This window comes from Streptomyces sp. NPDC059499 (genome assembly GCF_042749285.1).
In the GTDB taxonomy this organism is placed as follows: Bacteria; Actinomycetota; Actinomycetes; order Streptomycetales; family Streptomycetaceae; genus Streptomyces.
The window spans coordinates 127,846-144,666 of sequence record NZ_JBHYTT010000005.1 but is presented as its reverse complement, the minus strand read 5'-3'; the positions used below and the strand labels follow the sequence as shown (position 1 = coordinate 144,666).

The window sequence follows — 16,821 nt, the reverse complement described above, 5'->3', positions numbered from 1 at the left end:
GCGCCGATCAGCTCCTGCGGTGGCCGATCAGACGCGGCTTCGACTCCAGGTTCTCCAGCCCGTGCCACGCCAGATTCACCAGATGGGCCGCGACCTCCGCCTTCTTCGGCTTACGGACGTCCAGCCACCACTGGCCGGTCAGCGCCACCATGCCGACCAGCGCCTGCGCGTACAGCGGGGCCAGCTTCGGGTCGAAGCCCCGGGCCTTGAACTCCAGGCCCAGGATGTCCTCGACCTGCGTGGCGATATCACTGATCAGCGACGCGAACGTGCCCGTGGACTGCGCGACCGGGGAGTCGCGGACGAGGATCCGGAAGCCGTCCGTGTACGTCTCGATGTAGTCGAGCAGCGCGAACGCCGCCTGCTCCAGCAGCTCACGCGGGTGACCCGCCGTGAGAGCGCCGGTGACCAGATCCAGCAGCTGGCGCATCTCGCGGTCCACCACGACGGCGTACAGGCCCTCCTTGCCGCCGAAGTGTTCGTAGACCACCGGCTTGGAGACTCCGGCACGCGCCGCGATCTCCTCGACGGAGGTGCCCTCGAAGCCCTTGTCGGCGAAAAGGGTGCGCCCGATGTCCAGAAGCTGTTCGCGGCGCTCCTTGCCGGTCATCCGGACCCGCCGGGTCCGGCGGGTGGGGGCAGGCCTGCTCGTCTCGCCGCTGGTGCTTCCGTCGGTCGCCACGTCGTCAATCATGCCGGGTCGGCGGCCACGGTCTTGCGCCGGGAGTCGATACGTGAAGCATCGGGCCACCGCACGTCGTACGCCCAGCCCAGCTTCTCGAACCAGCGGATCAGCCGGGCGCTCGAATCGATCTGGCCCCGCATCACCCCGTGCCGTGCGCTCGTCGGGTCCGCATGGTGCAGGTTGTGCCACGACTCGCCGCACGACAGAACCGCCAGCCACCACACATTCCCGGACCTGTCACGGGACTTGAAGGGCCGCTTGCCCACCGCGTGGCAGATCGAGTTGATCGACCAGGTCACGTGGTGCAGCAGCGCGACCCGGACCAGCGAACCCCAGAAGAACCCGGTGAACGCACCCCACCACGACATCGTCACCAGGCCGCCGACCAGCGGCGGGATCGCCAGCGAAATGATCGTGAAGGTGAGGAAGTGACGTGAGACGGCGCGGATGGCGGGGTCCCTGACCAGGTCGGGGGCGTACTTGTGCTGCGGCGTCTGCTCCTCGTTGAACATCCAGCCGATGTGGGCCCACCACAGGCCCTTCATCAGGGCCGGAAGGGTCTCACCGAACCGCCATGGCGAATGCGGGTCGCCCTCGGCGTCGGAGAAACGGTGGTGCTTGCGGTGGTCGGCCACCCAGCGCACCACCGGACCCTCCACCGCCATCGAACCCGCGACGGCCAGGGCGATACGGAGCGGACGCTTCGCCTTGAACGAACCGTGGGTGAAGTAGCGGTGGAAACCGATCGTGACGCCGTGGCAGCCGAGGTAGTACATCCCGACCAGCAGACCCAGGTCGAGCCAGCTGACTCCGCGGCCCCAGGCCAGCGGCACGGCGGCGACCAGGGCCGCGAAGGGCACCACGATGAACAGCAGCAGTGCGATCTGCTCGACCGAACGCTTCTTGTCGCCGCCGAGCGTGGCGGGCGGAGGCGTGGGGCCTCCGGCCGCCGGCGGCAGACCGTCGTTGATCACGTCGGGGCTGGTGGGCATGGGGAGTCCCCCGTGAGGTGAGAAAATATGACGGAATGAGCGGGCTACGCATCCGTAACCTACGGAGACGTAAGTATGGCAGTGAAGGGGCCCGCAACACGAGAGCGGCACCACCCCGTCCCTCGGGACCGCCGGGCGGACAGCCCCGGAGGGACGGGCCCACACCCTTCGCATACCCCGGATCCAGGACGCCTCCCAGGGCAACGAGCACGCCGATCCCCCGGACACCTATCCTGGGTGGGTCGGACAGCGCGGTCCGCACTCTGCTTTCCCGGGGGTGACGTGAACACCGCGACAGCCCCGGACCCCCTGTGACAGAAGTGCTCAACCACTGCAAGGAGCCGCACACTGTGAGCAGTGCCGACCAGACCCCTGCCGCCAGCCCCGAACTCCGGGCCGACATCCGCCGCCTCGGTGACCTGCTGGGCGAGACCCTCGTACGACAGGAGGGCCAGGACCTCCTCGACCTCGTCGAACGCGTCCGCGCCCTGACCCGCACCGACGGCGAAGCGGCGGCCCAGCTTCTCGGCGACACGGACCTGGAGACCGCCGCACAGCTCGTGCGCGCCTTCTCCACGTACTTCCACCTCGCCAACGTCACCGAGCAGGTCCACCGCGCCCACGAGATGCGCGACCGCCGGGCCGCCGAGGGCGGGCTCCTCGCCCGCACCGCCGACCGACTCAAGGACGCGGACCCCGAACACCTGCGCGAGACCGTCAAGAACCTCAACGTACGGCCCGTCTTCACCGCGCACCCCACCGAAGCGGCACGCCGCTCCGTACTGAACAAGCTCCGCCGCATCGCCGCACTCCTGGAGACCCCGGTCATCGAGGCCGACCGGCGCCGCCAGGACATCCGGCTCGCCGAGAACATCGACCTCATCTGGCAGACCGACGAACTGCGCGTCGTCCGCCCGGAACCCGCCGACGAGGCCCGCAACGCCATCTACTACCTCGACGAGCTCCACGCCAACGCCGTGGGCGACGTCCTGGAGGACCTGGCCGCCGAGCTGGAGCGCGTCGGCGTCGAACTGCCCGCCGGCACCCGCCCCCTCACCTTCGGCACCTGGATCGGCGGCGACCGCGACGGCAACCCCAACGTGACGCCCGCCGTCACCTGGGAGGTGCTGATCCTCCAGCACGAGCACGGCATCACCGACGCCCTCGAACTCGTCGACCAGCTGCGCGGACTCCTCTCCAACTCCATCCGCTACACCGGAGCCACCGACGAGCTCCTCACCTCCCTCCAGACCGACCTGGAGCGCCTGCCCGAGATCAGCCCCCGCTACAAGCGGCTGAACGCCGAGGAGCCCTACCGGCTCAAGGCCACCTGCATCCGGCAGAAGCTCGTCAACACCCGCGAGCGCCTCGCCTCGGGCACCCCGCACCGTCCCGGCTGCGACTACCTCGGCACCGCCGAGCTCATCACCGACCTGGCCCTCATCCAGACCTCGCTGCGCGAGCACAAGGGCGGCATCGTCGCCGACGGCCGGATGGACCGCACCATCCGCACGCTCTCCGCGTTCGGCCTGCAGCTCGCCACCATGGACGTACGCGAACACGCCGACGCCCACCACCACGTCCTCGGCCAGCTCTTCGACCGGCTCGGCGAGGAGTCCTGGCGCTACGCCGACATGCCCCGCGACTACCGGCAGAAGCTCCTCGCCAAGGAACTCCGCTCCCGCCGCCCGCTCGCCCCGACCCCGGCCCCGCTCGACGCCGCCGGCCAGAAGACCCTCGGCGTCTTCCACACCATCAAGGAAGCCTTCGAGCGCTTCGGCCCCGAAGTCATCGAGTCCTACATCATCTCGATGTGCCAGGGCGCCGACGACGTCTTCGCCGCCGCCGTCCTCGCCCGCGAAGCCGGCCTCCTCGACCTGCACGGCGGCTGGGCCAAGATCGGCATCGTCCCGCTCCTGGAGACCACCGACGAACTGCGCGCCGCGGACGTCATCCTCGACGAGATGCTCGCCGACCCCTCCTACCGCCTCCTCGTCTCCCTCCGCGGCGACGTCCAGGAGGTCATGCTCGGCTACTCCGACTCCTCCAAGTTCGGCGGCATCACCACCTCCCAGTGGGAGATCCACCGCGCCCAGCGCCGCCTCCGCGACGTCGCCCACCGCTACGGGGTACGCCTGCGCCTCTTCCACGGCCGCGGCGGCACCGTCGGCCGCGGCGGCGGCCCCTCGCACGACGCGATCCTCGCGCAGCCCTGGGGCACCCTGGAGGGCGAGATCAAGGTCACCGAACAGGGCGAGGTCATCTCCGACAAGTACCTCATCCCGGCACTCGCCCGGGAGAACCTGGAACTGACCGTCGCGGCCACCCTCCAGGCCTCCGCGCTGCACACGGCCCCCCGCCAGTCCGACGAGGCACTCGCCCGCTGGGACGCGGCCATGGACACCGTCTCCGACGCCGCCCACGACGCGTACCGCAAGCTGGTCGAGGACCCGGACCTGCCCGCGTACTTCCTCGCCTCCACCCCGGTGGACCAGCTCGCCGACCTGCACCTGGGCTCGCGGCCCTCCCGCCGCCCCGGCTCGGGCGTCTCGCTCGACGGCCTGCGCGCCATCCCGTGGGTCTTCGGCTGGACCCAGTCACGGCAGATCGTCCCCGGCTGGTTCGGCGTCGGCTCCGGCCTCAAGGCACTGCGCGAAGCCGGCCTCGACACCGTCCTGGACGAGATGCACGAACAGTGGCACTTCTTCCAGAACTTCCTCTCCAACGTCGAGATGACCCTCGCCAAGACCGACCTGCGCATCGCCCGGCACTACGTCGACACCCTCGTGCCCGACGAACTCCAGCACGTCTTCGACGTCATCGAGGCCGAGCACGAGCTCACCGTCCAGGAAGTCCTCAAGGTCACCGGCGGCAAGGAACTCCTCGGCACCAGCCCGGTGCTCCAGCAGACCTTCGCCATCCGCGACGCCTACCTGGACCCGATCTCCTACCTCCAGGTGTCGCTCCTCGCCCGCCAGCGCAAGGCGGCCGAGCGCGGCGAGGAAGCCGACCCGCTGCTCGCCAGGGCCCTGCTGCTCACCGTCAACGGTGTCGCCGCGGGCCTGCGCAACACCGGCTGAGTCCCGTGGGAGCGGGTGCGGCCCTGTCTAGAGGGCGATGAACGTCGCCACCAGCAGGACCGCACCCGCGATCCCGGTGCCCCACGCGGTCCGGGTCAGCCGCATACCGCCGCCGATCACCAGGGCGGCCAGCACCAGCGCACCGCCCAACGGCACCCACGCATGCAGAAAGCCCGGCGTTCCGGTGCGTACGACCTCACCGGTGCCGGGCTTCACCACGACGGGGAAACGGTCCCCCTTCTTCACCGCGACGGACCTCGCGATCGTCACGCCGGGACGCTTCCCGGACTCCGCGTCCGGTGCGAACGACCCCGTGCACACGTCCTCGCCACAGCCCGTGACCGACATCGTGCCGTGCTCGCGGCCCTTGGCCAGGACGATGTGGTGCGCGGTGTTCCACGACGTCCACGCGCCCGCGACGAGCACCAGAAGGACAAGGCAGCCCGCGGCGAACATACGGCCGTGGGCCAACAGCCGGTGGGAGGAACTCCGCTTCATGGGGGCCGATCTTTGGGCAGAGCGATGCCCTCGGTCAACCTGTGGCCGAAAATGCCCCTGGAACCAGGGGGAATGTCAGGAGTTGTACGTGGACTGCGCCCGCTCCAGCCCGTCCGCCAGCAACGACTCCACCGAGTCCGCCGCCCGGTCCACGAGATAGCCGAGCTCCTTGCGCTCCGTGGACGAGAAATCCTTCAGCACGAAGTCCGCGACCTGCATACGCCCCGGCGGCCGGCCGATCCCGAACCGCACCCGGTGGTACTCCGGACCCATCGACTTCGTCATCGACTTCAACCCGTTGTGCCCGTTGTCACCGCCGCCCAGCTTCAGCCGCAGCATCCCGTAATCGATGTCCAGCTCGTCATGGATCGCCACGACGTGGTCCGTGGGCACCTTGTAGAAGTCGCGCAGCGCCGTCACAGGACCGCCCGACAGGTTCATGTACGACATCGGCTTCGCCAGGACCACACGACGGCTCGCAGGACCGGGCGGGCCGATCCGGCCCTCCAGGACCTGCGCCTGCGCCTTCTGCGCCCGCTTGAACTTCCCGCCGACGCGCTCGGCCAGCAGGTCGGCGACCATGAACCCGACATTGTGCCGGTTCGCCGCGTACTCGGGGCCGGGGTTGCCGAGGCCCACGATCAGCCAGGGGTCGGTGGCGTCGGACATCGCGCTGGGTCTCCTCGCGTACGGACGGGTGGGATACAGGGAAACGGGGCGGCGGATCCCCCGGAAGGGAACCGCCACCCCGTCAGTCAAGCAGGTGCGGTGAGGCTCAGGCCTCGGTGGTCGCCTCGGTGGCGGACTCCGCAGCCGGCTCCTCGGCCTGCGCGGCGACGACCTGGAGCACGACGGCGTCCTCGTCACCGGCCAGCACGGAACCCTTGGGCAGCGGGATGTCCTTGGCGAGGATCGAGTCACCGGCGTCGAGGCCCGCGATGGAGACCGTGACCGACTCGGGGATGTGCGTGGCCTCGGCCTCGACGAGCAGGGTGTTCTGCACGTACTCGAGAAGGTTGCCGCCCGGGGCCAGCTCGCCCTCGACGTGCACCGCGATCTCGACCTCGACCTTCTCGCCGCGCTTCACGGTGAGGAGGTCGACGTGCTCGATGTTGCCCTTGATGGCGTTGCGCTGGACAGCCTTCGGGATGACCAGGGCGTCCTTGCCGTCGATCTCGAGACCGATCAGGACGTTCGCGGTGCGGAGCGCGAGCTGCAGCTCGTGGCCCGGCAGCGTGATGTGGACGGGGTCCGCACCGTGGCCGTAGACGACCGCGGGGACCAGGTTGGCACGACGGGTACGGCGGGCAGCGCCCTTGCCGAACTCGGTACGGGCCTCGGCGGCGAGCTTGATCTCGGCCATGATGCACTCCTCGTAAGGTGACGAAAAAGTCGGAAGTCACCCGGCCCACGACAGGCCTGCTACGAAGAGCGCGTCGATAACGGACCGGCGGCTCCCATGAGAACTCATGAGAACGGCCTCCCTCGCCGAGCAACTCCGTGAGTCTACCCGGCGGGGAGGCCGCATCCCAAAGTGGATCACCCGCAGGTGGTCCGAAGGCGTCAGTCGCCCTGCTCCTCGAAGAGGCTCGTGACCGAACCGTCCTCGAAGACCTCGCGCACCGCACGCGCGATCGTCGGAGCGATCGAGAGAACCGTGATCTTGTCGATCTCCAGCTCACCCGGGGTCGGCAGAGTGTCCGTGAAGACGAACTCGCTGACCTTGGAATTCTTCAGACGGTCCGCGGCGGGGCCCGAGAGCACACCGTGCGTCGCCGTCACTATGACGTCCTCGGCACCGTGCGCGAACAGGGCGTCCGCGGCCGCGCAGATGGTGCCACCCGTGTCGATCATGTCGTCGACCAGGACACAGACCCGGCCCTCGACGTTGCCCACGACCTCGTGGACGCTGACCTGGTTCGGAACGTCCTTGTCGCGGCGCTTGTGCACGATCGCCAGCGGGGCGTCCAGACGGTCGCACCAGCGGTCGGCGACACGCACACGGCCGGCGTCCGGAGAGACGATCGTCAGCTTCGAACGGTCGACCTTCGCACCCACGTAGTCCGCCAGGATCGGCAGGGCGAACAGGTGGTCGACCGGGCCGTCGAAGAAGCCCTGGATCTGGTCGGTGTGCAGATCGACGGTGAGGATGCGGTCCGCACCCGCCGTCTTCATCAGGTCGGCGACCATACGGGCCGAGATCGGCTCGCGGCCACGGTGCTTCTTGTCCTGACGGGCGTACCCGTAGAACGGCACGATCACCGTGATGGAACGGGCCGACGCGCGCTTCAGCGCGTCCAGCATGATCAGCTGCTCCATGATCCACTTGTTGATCGGAGCCGTGTGGCTCTGGATCAGGAAGCAGTCGGCGCCGCGGGCGGACTCCTGGAAACGTACGTAGATCTCACCGTTGGCGAAATCGAAGGCCTTCGTCGGCACGAGGCCGACACCCAACTGGTGTGCGACCTCCTCGGCCAGCTCGGGGTGGGCGCGGCCGGAGAAGAACATCAGTTTCTTCTCGCCGGTCGTCTTGATCCCGGTCACAGCACAGTCTCCTCAGACGTGTTTCTGGCGCTGCACGCATGTGTCCCGATGTGCAACGAGCCAGCCGAAATGGGTGAGCATCTATCACGGTACGCCGAGTCAGGCGCACCTGTTTCCGGTCAGCTTTCGCTGTCGGCCTCCTGGGTGGCGGCCTGAGCTGCCTGCGCCGCGGCACTGCCGGGACGCTTCCGGGCCACCCAGCCCTCGATATTCCGCTGCTGGCCCCGTGCGACGGCCAGCGAACCGGCCGGCACGTCCTTGGTGATGACCGATCCGGCCGCGGTGTAGACGCCGTCCCCGACCGTGACAGGCGCCACAAACATATTGTCGGACCCGGTCCGGCAGTGTGACCCGATCGTCGTGTGGTGCTTGGCCACACCGTCGTAGTTCACGAAGACACTCGCCGCACCGATGTTGGTGTGGTCGCCGATCGTCGCGTCACCCACGTAGCTCAGGTGCGGCACCTTGGTGCCCTCGCCGATCGTGGCGTTCTTCATCTCCACGTACGTACCGGCCTTGGACTTCGCGCCCATCCTGGTGCCCGGCCGCAGATAGGCGAACGGGCCGACCGTCGCCCCGGGGCCCACCTCGGCCCCCTGCGCGACCGAGTTGTCCACGCGGGCGCCCGCGTGGACGACGGTGTCCGTCAGCCGGGAGTTCGGGCCGACCTCGGAGTCCTCCGCGAGGTGCGTCGTGCCCAGCAGTTGCGTTCCCGGGTGCACGATCGCGTCCCGCTCGTACGTGACCGTCGCGTCGATCACGGTCGACGCCGGCTCTACGACCGTCACGCCCGCCAGCATGGCGCGCTCCAGGAGCCGCTCGTTGAGCAGCCGACGGGCCTCGGCCAGCTGGAGCCGGTTGTTGATGCCGAGGATCTCCCGGTGGTCACCCGTGACCGAGGCGCCCACCCGGTGACCGGCCGCGCGCAGGATCGACAGGACGTCGGTGAGGTACTCCTCGCCCTGGCTGTTGTCGGTGCGGACCTTGCCGAGCGCCTCGCTGAGCAGCCGCCCGTCGAACGCGAAGACACCGGAGTTGATCTCCCGGATCGCCCTCTGGTCCTCGGTGGCGTCCTTGTGCTCGACGATCTCGATGACCGCGCCGGTGACCGCGTCACGGACGATCCGGCCGTAGCCGGTGGAGTCCGGGACCTCGGCGGTCAGCACGGTGACGGCGTTGGAGTCGGCCGCATGCGTACCAGCGAGCGCGGAGAGCGTCTCACCGGACAGCAGCGGGGTGTCGCCGCAGACGACGATCACGGTGCCGTCGACGGTGCCGCCGAGCTCCTCGAGCGCCATCCGCACGGCGTGCCCGGTGCCGTTCTGCTCGGCCTGGTAGGCGGTGCGCACGGGGGTGTCCCCGGCGGTGAGATGTGCGGTGACCTGCTCGCTCGCATGGCCGACGACCACGACGAGGTGCTGGGGGTCGAGCTCACGGGACGCGGCGACGACATGCCCGACGAGCGAGCGCCCGGAGATCTCGTGCAGGACCTTGGGTGTCTTCGACTTCATGCGGGTGCCCTCACCCGCTGCGAGGACGACGACGGCTGCCGGGCTGTTGGCGCTCACGGATGTGCCCTTCGGCTTCGGGTGGTGGACACCCGCAGGATACCGGGGGTGTTTCCGCCCGAAACGAGCGCGGGCCCCGACCGTGAGGTCGGGGCCCGGATGCGTGGGCTCCGCCGGCTGGATTCGAACCAGCGTCTCAAGGCTCCAAAGGCCTGCGGGATGCCGCTACCCCACGGCGGATCACTGCGTCAGACCCTACCTGAGGTGGAGTTGGGCCTGTTCCACGATTCCGTGCCACCAGCCCTCAACTCGACGATACAACTCGGCACCTTGCGTAACACGGACCACCAGACACCCTCGGTAGTCCTCGCCCACGTTCTTCCGGACGGTCCTTGGGTTGTGCTTCTTCAGTGACGTCTTCTGGAAGACAGAAACGTCGACTCCTACCAGCGCGGCCCAGTAGAGCTTGGCGGTCTCGACGTCTGCGGACTCGTGAATAGAGAGTCGGTAGGACAGTCGGTCCGGTGTGATTCCTAGCAGAGTCAGCCATGCCTGGTAGGTCTGGATCACACCGGGGTCGCTGTTGATGAAGGTGACGTTTTCGCGACGGTCGTACGGCTTGTCCTTCGTGCCCTCGGCCCAGTAGAGGGCGACGCCGACGAGGAAGAGATCCCGATCAGCCAGAGCACCGATTTCCTCTTTGGCGGTCAGCTTCGTGCGCTGCCGTTCGGCGTCGCGCACGGCCAGCTCGTGGTCCCATCGCATTCTCCCCGCGAGTCGCGCCTGTTCGACCGCTGACCTGCTCCGTTCAGGCTTCGGCAGGTCCCGTACCCACAGTGAGATCGAGCCCTTCGAGCACCCCAGCTCCACCTGGATCGCGTCGTACGTCATGCCCTGCAGCCGCAGCTCCCGGGCCTTTGCCCGCAGGTCGTCCTTGGCGTTCGGGCGCTTCGTCCACTCCGGTGCCGGTTCGCCCTCCAGGAGGAGGTTCAGGATGTCGTTGTTGTCGACGAGCAGCCGGTCGCGGATCTGGCGGCGGCTCAGCCCCTCCCGTCGCAGTGCGATCGCCTGCTCCCGGAGCTCTTCGAAGTTCTCGTACTTGCCGCTGGCATGTGTCATGCGAAAACGATCGTCCGGAATGCGGACGTCCGGCCCGGAAGGCTGAGCTGTTCACCGGATCGTGGGATCTGCACACCATTCGTGGCGTGGCCGATGACGTCGTGTGCTGACGGAGTCGCCCGAAAATGGGATGCGTCCGCCCGTAGTCTGGATGCCATGACCGCAACGGGGGCAGACCGGGAAGCGGCGGGCTCGACCACCCGCAGCTACTGGTGGTGGGAAAGGCGGCGCAGTGTCGCCCTGGATGTAGGACTGGCGCTGGTTTCGGCGCTGGAGTGTGCGCTGGAGGGGGTGGCGTTCGCCGGGGACACCGGGATGCCGGTGCCGATCGGGGTGCTTTTCGGGCTGCTGGCAGGGTCCGTGCTGGTGGTGCGCCGGCGCTGGCCGATCGCGGTGGTGCTGGTGTCGATCGCGACGACGCCCGCCGAGATGGGCTTCCTGATGGGGCTGGTCGGCCTGTACACGCTGGCCGCCTCCGACGTGCCGCGCAGGATCACCGTCGTCCTCACGGGGATGACGCTCGTCGGCACCTTCATCGTCACGTACGTGCGGCTTCGGCAGAGCGTCAGCGATCACGCCGACTTCGGGCCGGGCGTCTGGTACGTGCCGTTGCTGTCGCTCTTCATGTCGTTGGGGATGACGGCGCCGGCGGTGCTGTTCGGTCTGTACATCGGGGCCAGGCGGCGGCTCATGGAGAGTCTGCGGGAGCGGGCCGACTCGCTGGAGCGGGAGCTGTCGCTCCTTGCGGACCGGGCCGAGGAGCGGGCCGAGTGGGCGCGTACCGAGGAGCGGACGAGGATCGCCCGTGAGATGCACGACGTGGTCGCGCACCGGGTCAGTCTGATGGTGGTGCACGCGGCGGCGCTCCAGGCGGTCGCTCCGAAGGATCCGGCGAAGGCCGTGCGTAACGCGGCGCTGGTGGGTGACATGGGGCGGCAGGCGCTGACGGAGCTCCGGGAGATGCTCGGGGTCCTGCGCACCGGGGACGCGCTGATCGCCCCTCCGGTGGGGCGGGTGCCGCTCGCGTCGGTGGGGCGGGCCGCTGCCGCGGCCGCCGCGGCGGCCGTGGAGGACGGGCCGCGGCTGCGGGAGGTGGAGATGCTCATCGCGCAGTCCCGTGAGGCCGGTATGACGGTGGAGCTGTCGGTGGACGGTGAGCTGCGCCCGTATGCCCCCGAGGTCGAGCAGACGGCGTACCGGGTGGTGCAGGAGGCTCTGACGAACGTGCACAAGCACGCGGCGGGTGCGAAGACCTGGGTGCGGCTGGCGCATCGTGGTGCGGAGGTCGCGATGCAGGTGGAGAACGGTCCGACGGACGGTGCCACGGCGGACGCGGGTCTGCCGAGCGGTGGCAACGGTCTGGTGGGGATGCGGGAGCGGGTGCTGGGGCTGGGCGGTGTCTTCGTCTCGGGTCCGACGGACGCGGGTGGCTTCCGGGTCTCCGCGGTTCTGCCGGACACGTCCGGGCCGTCCGCGGCGTGAGGGCGGCGGGGGCGGGCCGGCTGTTCAGCCCGAGGTGAGCCGTTCCGGCTGCACTCCGCCGACGAGTGTCGCCAGGGCTCCGTCGATGTCGGGTCCGAGGTACCAGTCCCCGGTGTGGTCGATGGAGTAGACGCGTCCCTCGTTGTCGATCGCGAGGACCGCCTGTCCGTCGCCCTCCTCGCCGAGCGGGGCGATCTCGGTGCCCAGAGCGCGTCCCAGGTCGTTGAGTGTCCGTGCCAGGTGCAGTCCGCTGAGGGGGTCGATGCGTACGGCGGCGGGTGCGATCTGCCGGCCGGGTGCGGATGCGGTGATGCGCAGTCCGCCGAACTCGGCCCAGGCCTCGACCGCGGCCGGGAAGACGGCGTGCTGGTGCCCTGCGGGTGAGGCGTGGGAGCGCAGGGCGTCGGCCCATTCCTCGGCCTGGCGGATGTCCCAGCGTCCGGGCTGCCACCCGGCCTCGCGCAGTGCGGCGTCGACGGCGACGGGGAAGCGGGTGGTGGAGCTGCGGTCCTGTTGGGCGGGGACTTCGGTTCGGTCGTGCATCTGTTCGCGGTCAGCCCTTCTCGGCGGTGGTCGCCGCACCGGATGCGGTGAGGTCGACGGGTCGTACGCCGAAGTGGGCGAGCATCTCCGCACAGGAGCGGCAGGGGGGTGCGTAGCTGCCGTGCAGCGGGTCGCCGTCCTCGCGGATGCGGCGGGCGGTGAGGCGGGCGTGTTTGAGTACGCGGCGGGCTTCGCCGTTGGTCAGGGGTTTGCGCTGGGCGCGCTTGGAGCGGCCTTCGTCGGCGGCGGTGAGTTGCCGGGACAGCAGTATCGCTTCGGGGCAGCGTCCGGTGAAGCGTTCGCGCTGGCCGCTGGTGAGGGTGTCGAGGAAGTCCTGCACGAGTGGGTGGAGCACGGGGGGCTGGTCCCCTTTGCCGGCCGTGCAGGTCAGTGTCTCTCCGCGTACGGACAGCGCTGCGGCCACGGCCGGCAGGATGCCGTCGCGGCGGTGCTGGAGTCGGGGTGCGGTGCCGGCTCCGGTGGTGCTCCAGCTGAGTCTCGGATCTCCGGATGTGACTGTCTGTGCAGTGTGCATGTGCTGGTGTCCCTCCCGTGCCCGCAGCGGCAGCTGCAGCCGTGCACGCCCCCGCGTTGCGGGGGACAGCCTGCCAAATGTGCGGGGCGCTGGGGAAGCTGGGGCGGTGAAACGTGTCTGCGTGTCGCGGCTCGGTGGCCCGACCGTCGCACGTCCGTCACCTGATGGTGACGTTCGGTGAGTGAATCGGAGGGGCGGGACCCCTTGTTGCGCCACCGCATAGGCTGTGCTGAACACCAGACGCAGCAGGGGGCAACCGCCATGACGACAGGTCGGCTCGGGCAGCAAGCCGCGCCACCGAACGCGGCCTATGCCGGGCAGGTCGTGCACTTCCCGGATCCGGTCCGGGCTTCCCGCCACCCCAGAGGTGTGCGCGTGGACGAGAACGGCCGTCCGGACCTTTCGCCGTACGCGCGGGCAGCCGCGGAGATCGCCGATCCCCCGCCGGGGTTCGGTATCGATGAGTTGCGGCTCACCGACTACGTGTCGGCGAACGCGGCCATGGCGGCGAGTGGGCATGAGCTGTGGGACACCATCCCGGCCGTGGCGACCCCGCACGGCTGGACGTGGCATCACGTGGCGGGTGGCCGGCGGATGGAGCTCGTTCCGGTCGAGGTGAAGGCGCTGCTGCGTCATCACGGCGGTCTGGCGACGACCCAGGTGGATCAGAACCGGCGGGGTACGCGGCCGTTGCAGGAGACCCGGCCGGCCCACTTCCGGTTGCCGAAGGGCGCGGTCGCGGTGAGCGAGCAGCAGGTCCTGAGTGTCGAGGAGGATCTCGGTTACCGGCTTCCGGGTGCGTACCGCTCGTTCCTGAAGGCGGCGGGCGGTGCTGCCCCGGTGGGTGCGGCGCTCGACGCGGAGCTCGGGCTGCTGGTCGACCAGCCGTTCTTCACGGTGCGTGAGGAGGCGGCCGTGAACGACCTGGTGTACGTCAACAAGTGCCTGCGGGACCACTTCACGAAGGATTATCTGGGCGTCGGTTTCGTCCAGGGCGGCATCGTCGCCGTGAAGGTGCGCGGCGGCGATGTGGGATCGGTGTGGTTCTGCGCGTACGACGATGCCCGGGACCAGGACGGCTGGAGCGTGCAGGAGCGCGTGGACCGGTTGCTGCTTCCCTGCGGTGCGGACTTCGACGCCTTCCTCCAGCGTCTGGCGGGTAATCCGCCGGAGTTGGAGACCGTGGCGAATCTGATGGTGGACGGTGGCTTCGCGCAGGCCGTCCCGGTGGAGGGGTGAGCGCGGTGGTGACCTTCGCGCAGGCACAGGAGCGGGCGGACGAGTGGGTCAACGGTGACGTGCCCGCGTATCAGCACCGTGAGGTTCGGGTCCGTGAGTTCGAGCTGGGTTTCGTGGTGTGGGCCGAGGACCGTGCGGAGGGCCCTGTTTCGGACGGGGGCCGTCAGCGGCTGGTGATCGCCCGTGACAGTGGTGAGGCCACGCTGTGGCCCGGGCTGCCCGTGGGTGAGGTGATCCGGCGGTACGAGGAGGAGTACGGGGTGTCCGATGCGGCGCCTGCCGCTCCGGAGCCGCCGGCGCGTATCGATCTGAATCAGACGTCGTTCCTGTTGAGCCCGCCGGAGTGGCTCCAGGAGGCGGCGGACAAGCTGGGGATTCCGGACCGTCGTGCGGAGGCTGCCCCGGGGGCGCCGTCCGCGCCGGATCCGGTTCCCGGTCCGCTTCCCGTTCCGGGTCCGTCGGCACCGTCGGGTCCGTCCGGTTCGGGCGGGGCCGGGTGGCCTGCTGCGGGCGGGCAGCGGGACTACGAGCCGACTTCGTCCGACGGGGTGCCCGCGGGCGCTACGCCGTGGGCGGGGACGGACACGAACGCGGACTCGGACGACGGTGCGGTGCCGTTGCCGGCGACGGTGTTCTCGCCGCCGCTGTCCGGTTCGGACGACGAGGGGACGCCGCCTCCGGTCGTGTCGGCGGAGGCGCCCACGGCGCTGATGTCGGGGGGCAGCCAGCTGCCCAGGACCTCGATCGTTCCCGGACTGAACCCGCGGCCCGGTGCTCCGGGCGAGCCCGCGGCCGCCACTCCTGCGGCTCCGAACCGGACCCCGGCTCCGGGGAGCAGTGCGGGTGACATCGCGGACGCGGCGACGAGCAAGGCCGTGGTCTCGCGCGGTGCGCGTGGGACCGGTTCGACGACTCCGCCGCCGCCCGGGGCACCCGGTGTCCCGGGTGCGCGGCCCGGTGCGACTCCGCCGCCGTCGGGGCCGGGTGCGCCCGGTGCGCCGGCCGGTGGCTACGTACCGACGCAGCTCGTGTCGCAGTTGGGTCCGCCCGGTGCTCCGGGTGCTCCGCAGCCGCCTGCTGCTCCGGGGCCTCCCGGTCCTCCGGGTCCTCCTGGTGCGACGCCGCCTCCGGGTGGCGGGGTGCATCATGCGGCGACGATGTTCGCCGATTCGAGCATCGGCGGGCCGAGCGCTCCGCGGCCCCCGGGTCCGCCCGGTGCTCCGGGTGCTCCGCAGCCGCCTGCTGCTCCGGGGCCTCCCGGTCCTCCGGGTCCTCCTGGTGCGGCGCCGCCTCCGGGTGGCGGGGTGCATCATGCGGCGACGATGTTCGCCGACTCGAGCATCGGCGGGCCGGGTGCCCCGCAGCCGCCCGCCCCGTTCGGTTCCACGCCGCCTCCGGGTGGCGGGGTGCATCACGCCGCGACCATGATGGCCGGTCCGGGCCCGGTGGGCCCGGCTGCTCCGCAGCCGCCCGGTCCTCCGGGTCCGCCCGGGATGCCGGGTCCGCACACCCCGCCGCCTCCGGCGTACGGGTATCCGCAGCAGCCGCCCGGGCAGCCGACGGTCGGCCCGGGCTACCAGGCCGTGTTGCGCTTCCGCGCGCCCGACGGCAGCGAGCAGCAGCTGATCCGCCGTTCGGCTCCCGGTACTCCGCACCCGGAGTGGCAGATGCTGCACGAGCTGCGGGCGATGAACGTGCCGCCGCAGCAGGTCATCGAGCTGCACACGGAGCTGGAGTCGTGTGAGCTGCCGGGTGGTTACTGTGCGCGGATGATCCGGGAGACCTGGCCGCAGGTGCGGATCACGAGCGTCGCCCCGTACGGGACGGACCATGCGAGCCGGCAGCAGGGCATGCAGCATCTGCTCACGCATCAGGGTGAGTTGCACCAGGTCGCTGACGGTCCTGCGCGGCCGGCTCCGGTGCGGGCTCCGTTGCCGCAGTTGCCGCCGGCCGGCGCCGTGCCGCCCGAGGCGCTCGCGGAGGAGCTGCTGCAGGCGTTCGGCCCGCAGGGTGTGCTCCGTTTCGATCAGCGTGCGGTGTCCCGTCAGGGTGTGCCCGAGGTGGTGGGGCGGACGCTCGTGTGGGCGGGGCTGCCCGCTGATTTCGGGCCGTTCTTCTGGGCGCAGCCGGGGCAGCCGGTGGTGCCGACGCTGGCGGAGCTGGCCGCGCAGCGTCAGGTGCAGCCGGCGTCGGACGCGGGTTCGTACCTGGTGATGGGGTCGGACTTCGGCCGGGCGATCTGTGTGCAGTACGGCACGGCGAACATCGTGGCCGTGCCGGTCGAGCCGGGTCCGGGTGGTCAGCCGGTGCCGCCGCAGTTCGTGAACACGGGGCTGCCGGAGTTCGTGCGGTCCATGGCGTTGCTGGGCCGGATGTGGCGGTTGCGGTTCGGGCTGAATCCGGAGCAGGCCGGCCGTTGGACGGTCGACTTCCAGGCGCAGTTGGTGGCTGTGGACCCGGCGGCGCTCGCGTCGCCGGAGAGCTGGTGGTCGGTTCTGCTGGAGCAGATGTGGGACGGGCTGCTCTGATCTGACGTGTGCTGAGTGAGGCGCCCGGACCCCGGCAGGGGGCCGGGCGCCTTTTGTGTCCGGTTGTG

14 protein-coding genes and 1 tRNA gene are annotated in these 16,821 nt (G+C 70.0%); 4 read left to right on the top strand and 11 right to left on the bottom strand.

The window, feature by feature from the left end; genetic code table 11:
• Positions 1-7 precede the first annotated feature (7 nt).
• A complete protein-coding gene (locus tag ACFW9O_RS14755; protein WP_351168844.1) occupies positions 8-694 on the bottom strand; it encodes a TetR/AcrR family transcriptional regulator in 687 nt (228 codons plus the stop codon).
• The gene (locus tag ACFW9O_RS14750) at positions 691-1,677 is read right to left on the bottom strand and encodes an acyl-CoA desaturase (RefSeq protein ID WP_384609154.1); all 987 of its coding nucleotides are present in this window, start codon (positions 1,675-1,677) and stop codon (positions 691-693) included. Before ACFW9O_RS14750 ends, ACFW9O_RS14755 begins: the two co-directional genes overlap by 4 nt.
• Before the next feature lie 350 nt (positions 1,678-2,027).
• Between ACFW9O_RS14750 and ppc the strand changes: the two genes are divergently transcribed.
• A complete protein-coding gene (ppc, locus tag ACFW9O_RS14745; RefSeq protein ID WP_384609151.1) occupies positions 2,028-4,757 on the top strand; it encodes a phosphoenolpyruvate carboxylase in 2,730 nt (909 codons plus the stop codon).
• 27 nt (positions 4,758-4,784) lie between these two features.
• On the opposite strand, the gene ACFW9O_RS14740 is transcribed toward ppc, so the two are convergent.
• The 7 genes from ACFW9O_RS14740 to ACFW9O_RS14710 form a co-directional block, all read right to left on the bottom strand.
• Complete coding sequence (locus ACFW9O_RS14740) at positions 4,785-5,255, bottom strand: hypothetical protein (RefSeq protein WP_384609149.1); 471 nt, start codon at positions 5,253-5,255, stop codon at positions 4,785-4,787.
• Positions 5,256-5,330: 75 nt separating this feature from the next.
• Entirely contained in the window at positions 5,331-5,924 is a 594-nt protein-coding gene (gene pth / locus ACFW9O_RS14735; RefSeq protein ID WP_384609147.1) for an aminoacyl-tRNA hydrolase, read from the bottom strand.
• Positions 5,925-6,030: 106 nt separating this feature from the next.
• Positions 6,031-6,618: a 50S ribosomal protein L25/general stress protein Ctc gene (locus tag ACFW9O_RS14730; RefSeq protein ID WP_351168834.1), complete on the bottom strand. Its 588-nt coding sequence runs from the start codon at positions 6,616-6,618 to the stop codon at positions 6,031-6,033.
• Positions 6,619-6,818: 200 nt separating this feature from the next.
• On the bottom strand, positions 6,819-7,799 hold the full coding sequence (locus ACFW9O_RS14725) for a ribose-phosphate diphosphokinase (protein WP_307126632.1): 981 nt from the start codon (positions 7,797-7,799) through the stop codon (positions 6,819-6,821).
• A 119-nt stretch (positions 7,800-7,918) separates the two neighbouring features.
• Positions 7,919-9,367: a bifunctional UDP-N-acetylglucosamine diphosphorylase/glucosamine-1-phosphate N-acetyltransferase GlmU gene (glmU, locus tag ACFW9O_RS14720; RefSeq protein ID WP_384609142.1), complete on the bottom strand. Its 1,449-nt coding sequence runs from the start codon at positions 9,365-9,367 to the stop codon at positions 7,919-7,921.
• Between the two features lie 108 nt (positions 9,368-9,475).
• Positions 9,476-9,547: transfer RNA gene (locus ACFW9O_RS14715), tRNA-Gln, on the bottom strand.
• 15 nt (positions 9,548-9,562) lie between these two features.
• Positions 9,563-10,426: a hypothetical protein gene (locus ACFW9O_RS14710; RefSeq protein ID WP_384609140.1), complete on the bottom strand. Its 864-nt coding sequence runs from the start codon at positions 10,424-10,426 to the stop codon at positions 9,563-9,565.
• Positions 10,427-10,582: 156 nt separating this feature from the next.
• On the opposite strand from ACFW9O_RS14710, the gene ACFW9O_RS14705 reads away from it, so the two are divergent.
• On the top strand, positions 10,583-11,908 hold the full coding sequence (locus ACFW9O_RS14705; protein ID WP_384609137.1) for a sensor histidine kinase: 1,326 nt from the start codon (positions 10,583-10,585) through the stop codon (positions 11,906-11,908).
• A 24-nt stretch (positions 11,909-11,932) separates the two neighbouring features.
• Here the strand turns inward: ACFW9O_RS14705 and ACFW9O_RS14700 are convergent, their stop codons facing one another.
• Together ACFW9O_RS14700 and ACFW9O_RS14695 are read right to left on the bottom strand one after the other, a co-directional pair.
• Positions 11,933-12,451 (bottom strand): SUKH-3 domain-containing protein, encoded by a 519-nt coding sequence (locus ACFW9O_RS14700; RefSeq protein ID WP_351174329.1) that lies wholly within the window; start codon positions 12,449-12,451, stop codon positions 11,933-11,935.
• Between the two features lie 10 nt (positions 12,452-12,461).
• Positions 12,462-12,986, bottom strand: coding sequence for a YwqJ-related putative deaminase (locus tag ACFW9O_RS14695; protein WP_384609134.1), 525 nt, complete (start codon positions 12,984-12,986; stop codon positions 12,462-12,464).
• A 261-nt stretch (positions 12,987-13,247) separates the two neighbouring features.
• Here ACFW9O_RS14695 and ACFW9O_RS14690 point away from each other — a divergent pair, with 261 nt between their 5' ends.
• Both ACFW9O_RS14690 and ACFW9O_RS14685 read left to right on the top strand, forming a co-directional pair.
• The gene (locus ACFW9O_RS14690) at positions 13,248-14,225 is read left to right on the top strand and encodes an SMI1/KNR4 family protein (protein ID WP_351174333.1); all 978 of its coding nucleotides are present in this window, start codon (positions 13,248-13,250) and stop codon (positions 14,223-14,225) included.
• A gap of 5 nt (positions 14,226-14,230) precedes the next feature.
• Complete coding sequence (locus ACFW9O_RS14685; protein ID WP_384609629.1) at positions 14,231-16,753, top strand: SUKH-4 family immunity protein; 2,523 nt, start codon at positions 14,231-14,233, stop codon at positions 16,751-16,753.
• Positions 16,754-16,821 lie beyond the last annotated feature (68 nt).

Bases quoted from the DNA above. Each gene is read 5' to 3' on its own strand.
- ACFW9O_RS14695 (WP_384609134.1), bottom strand. From the start codon at position 12,986: ATGCACACTGCACAGACAGTCACATCCGGAGATCCGAGACTCAGCTGG.
- pth (WP_384609147.1), bottom strand. From the start codon at position 5,924: ATGTCCGACGCCACCGACCCCTGGCTGATCGTGGGCCTCGGCAACCCC.
- ACFW9O_RS14730 (WP_351168834.1), bottom strand. From the start codon at position 6,618: ATGGCCGAGATCAAGCTCGCCGCCGAGGCCCGTACCGAGTTCGGCAAG.
- ACFW9O_RS14710 (WP_384609140.1), bottom strand. From the start codon at position 10,426: ATGACACATGCCAGCGGCAAGTACGAGAACTTCGAAGAGCTCCGGGAG.
- ACFW9O_RS14750 (WP_384609154.1), bottom strand. From the start codon at position 1,677: ATGCCCACCAGCCCCGACGTGATCAACGACGGTCTGCCGCCGGCGGCC.
- ACFW9O_RS14705 (WP_384609137.1), top strand. From the start codon at position 10,583: ATGACCGCAACGGGGGCAGACCGGGAAGCGGCGGGCTCGACCACCCGC.
- ACFW9O_RS14755 (WP_351168844.1), bottom strand. From the start codon at position 694: ATGATTGACGACGTGGCGACCGACGGAAGCACCAGCGGCGAGACGAGC.
- ACFW9O_RS14700 (WP_351174329.1), bottom strand. From the start codon at position 12,451: ATGCACGACCGAACCGAAGTCCCCGCCCAACAGGACCGCAGCTCCACC.
- ACFW9O_RS14690 (WP_351174333.1), top strand. From the start codon at position 13,248: ATGACGACAGGTCGGCTCGGGCAGCAAGCCGCGCCACCGAACGCGGCC.
- ACFW9O_RS14740 (WP_384609149.1), bottom strand. From the start codon at position 5,255: ATGAAGCGGAGTTCCTCCCACCGGCTGTTGGCCCACGGCCGTATGTTC.